This window comes from Escherichia sp. KCJ4928 (genome assembly GCF_004352695.1).
In the GTDB taxonomy this organism is placed as follows: Bacteria; Pseudomonadota; Gammaproteobacteria; order Enterobacterales; family Enterobacteriaceae; genus ECMA0423.
In genome coordinates this window covers 1-3,393 of sequence record NZ_SJWV01000287.1, presented here as the reverse complement: position 1 = coordinate 3,393, position 3,393 = coordinate 1, and the positions used below count along the sequence as shown (strand labels likewise).

General features: G+C 56.6%; 2 protein-coding genes and 2 pseudogenes. All 4 read right to left on the bottom strand.

Going from position 1 to position 3,393, the window contains the following annotated elements:
• Positions 1-23 precede the first annotated feature (23 nt).
• Positions 24-125, bottom strand: a pseudogene (locus E0D98_RS27595) (IS3 family transposase); the annotation flags it as partial.
• Positions 126-1,139 (bottom strand): annotated as a pseudogene (locus tag E0D98_RS22545) (PAAR domain-containing protein); the annotation flags it as partial.
• Positions 1,140-1,158: 19 nt separating this feature from the next.
• Positions 1,159-1,620, bottom strand: coding sequence for a DcrB-related protein (locus E0D98_RS22540; RefSeq protein WP_001160804.1), 462 nt, complete (start codon positions 1,618-1,620; stop codon positions 1,159-1,161).
• A 27-nt stretch (positions 1,621-1,647) separates the two neighbouring features.
• Positions 1,648-3,393 (bottom strand): type VI secretion system tip protein VgrG (locus E0D98_RS22535; RefSeq protein ID WP_240723749.1); only part of this gene is annotated, 1,746 nt, incomplete at its 5' end.

The window sequence follows — 3,393 nt, the reverse complement described above, 5'->3', positions numbered from 1 at the left end:
ACCCACGTAATATGGACACAGGCCTAAGCGAGGTTCTGGTTTTCAAATTGTTCCGGACTGAGGCCGCCACACCAACTGTGCCGCCGCCACCGATTGTAATCACATTCGATATAATTAAACACCGTTGGCGGCAGAAGATAGCTGGCTATCGTTATTCCCCCCAGGATCATTCTCTGCCACGGCGGGAACTCCGGCTGGATATCCAGATAGGTCACCTGCTCACCGCCAATAAAGACGTCCGGCGAACCTCCCACGATTGCTGCGCTGCACTCCAGTTTGTCGCCCTGGCGTGCGGCAGGCTGATTGTTGATAAAGACGTTGCTGCTGCCCTGGGCTATCCTCGGTGGTTTGTTCTCCTTGTCGCAGAGCGCCGTGTCCTCACCGGCTTCCGGGAAATCCACATCTTTTTTGATTTCGCCACGCCCGCCCACCATGGTGGCAAACTCCATTAATACCGGACCGGCGGGAAACAGAAGCGATGCGCCGGCGCTGACGCGATCCATAAAACCGGCATTGCTGTCCGTCAGGGTGATAACAGCGTTCCCCCAGGCCTTCGCCAGTGGTACTGCTTTTTCCGCTGCCGATTCAAGCAGGTCAGTGGCAATATCACCCCATGAGGGTTCCCCCTGTGGGACTTCAGGTATTGCTCCAGGTGGGGGAGGAGGGGGAAGGGTGACGGCGGCCCTGGCAGCGGGCTTTCCGTTAATGTTTACATTTTCAGAACCGGTATTGATGGCGCCGTCCGTGTCACAAAAGCTGTTTATCCATGACTCAAGCTGGTTCTGTTTCTCCTCCACATAATCACTCGCCTTATAGCTGGCATACATCAGCGCAGGCACCAGAACCAGCGCATAAGGGCCGGTGGCACAGGCGGCCATAATCAGGCAACCTTCTGCGATGGTCACTATCGCCCCCAGCACGGCCCCTGCCAGCGCCCCCAAAAAACTCTTGTGCTGAATTTCATCGCCCAGCCTGGCGGCGGGGGGGCCGGACTTTTTTGATGCCAACATCTGTGCAATGGCTTTGTCGTTGGCTGCCCGTTTCATCTGGCTGGCGACCATCGCCTGCTGTGACAGCATTCGCATTGCCAGCGTACCGCCTGCGGTCGCTCCCTGTGGCCCGCCTGGTCCTTCACTCATGTGTTATCCCTCGTTTATGTCAGCGCGGCTGGTCCTTTTGGATGTCATTCTCCGGTGGCAACGGGGTGAAGCTCTTTATCACCTCCAGCAGCATCGTCTTTTGACTGTTCTTCAGGGATAAGGAGGTGCTGAAAGTGAAGGTCAGCAGCGTATCTCCACGCCGCTGGAATACGGCTATCTGGCTAATCCGCCCCTGATTCCCCTCATCTTCCGGACCGTTCCAGGAATAATCCAGCAGCCAGGCCGGGGCCTCTGCCAGAGTGATTTCCCGGCAGGCATGTTCGGTGTACCCATCAAGTTTGCCCTGGTACAGCGCCAGCGTTTCCTGGTACAGCTCTGGTGTCAGGGTTCCCTGTGGAACGGCTTCGCGGGTAATGACCAGGTTGATGCCACTGTTATCTGTGGACACCAGGACCTGCATTGACTGATCCTGCCATTGAGACGGCAGTTGAATGTGGCCTTCATTAAAAGTGAACTGCATAAAATACTCCCTGATAATCTGAGTGAATCAGTTGATGAAAACAGAACCGCCCACGATGGTGATGCCATCCTTCGACAGCCTGATTACCGTCGATTCCCCGACCTGTAGCTGAATGCCATCCGGCGTCAGCGCAATTTTGCTTTCCTCCACGGCCAGCAAAATTTCCTTAATCGCCGTATAAGCCTGTATACCGTCGCCTTCGCCACCATTGTTTACAGCGTCAACATGCACCGAACCGGCAATCGTGCCTCTGTCCTGAAAGACATCCTCAGATAAAGACCCTTTCAGTACTCCGGTGATCTTGTGGCCTTTTTCCACCGTAAGAAGGCGGTTACCTTCCTGGATCGTGACCGTCTGGTCATTTTTTACGGTTTCGCGGTGATCGTGTTTTACGGTGGTGGTACGGTCGTTGAGCACTTCGGTATCCATGTTCTTCTGCGCGTGGATGTAGACCTGTTCTCTCCCTGTCGCATCATCAAACTTCAGCTCATTAAATCCGCTGCCCATGTACGTTTTGGAGCGGATGGTCATCTGCGTCTTTGTTCCCGGCAGGCTGCCGGGGGTGCGGTTTTCCTGGTGGTAGGTGCGCCCCATAATGATCGGCTGGTCCGGATCGCCGTTGAGGAAGTCTACAATCACCTCCTGACCCACACGCGGTATCGCCAGGTGGCCAAAACCGGTGCCTGCCCACGCCTGTGCCACACGGATCCAGCACGAACTGTCTTGGTCTGCCGGGTTATAACGGTCCCAGTTGAACTTCACCCGCACGCGACCATGTTCGTCGCAGAAGATTTCCTCGCCTGCCGGTCCTGTCACGACAGCGCTCTGCGGGCCGTCCACCAGCGGTTTCAGCAACGGCTGTGGTCGCCATGTTCTGTCTGCCGGGATCACCGCAAAGTGATTATTCAGCGTGGTGCCTGAACCACTGCGTCCCGGCACCGCCTGTGGCTGTTCGCCGTGCAGTTCACTTGCCACCACCTGCCATTCCCGGTTCAGGTTCGCCTGCGGATGCCCCGTCAGCACAATTCGCCGTCCCGGCCATATCTCCGGCGAGCGGCTCATTCCCCGCGCGGTTTCTGCGTTGTTTCGCCAGCCGTCCATCTGCCAGCGGGCAAAGTTCTGCCCGTGGGCGCTCTTGAAACGTCCGGGGTAGTCATACACTTCATACTGCGTGCGCTGGTAGTCCTGGTGCTGGCCTTCCTGTTCAAAACGTCCGGCCCAGCCGGGGCGTTTAAAGGTGTAGTCTTTGGTCACCACGGAAGAAGGGCGGATTTGTGCGCTGTAGCGGAACTGGCTGATGCAGAGGGTGCTCACCTCGGTACGGGTGTTCGGGTTCCATGGGATTTCAAAAGATTCGGGCAGATGGCGGACTGTGTCGCACAGCACCAGGCTCTGGTCGGTACTTTTGTAAGCATGCTCCTCATAAAAGAAGATGCCTTCCTCCGCCGCCATCCGGCACAGGAAATCGTAATCAGTCTCACCGTACTGGACACAAAACTCACGGGAAGGATGCGGCTCGCTGAACAGCGGACTCCATTCGGTCACCCCGTTTTCCTGCAACATCGTGCCGAGGATGCTTTTGATGTCCTCGTTCTGGAAGATACGGAAGTTCTGGCGCAGACCGGCACGCCACAGCGGCGGGTGCACCTTCATGCTGTACAGCATCTGGTTTTTGTCGTTCTCCCCGAGTTCAAACCAGGTCACCACGCCTTTCACCCGGCGCTGTACTTCATCGCCCTGCCATATCGTCAGGTAGGCCATTTTGTCCAGCAC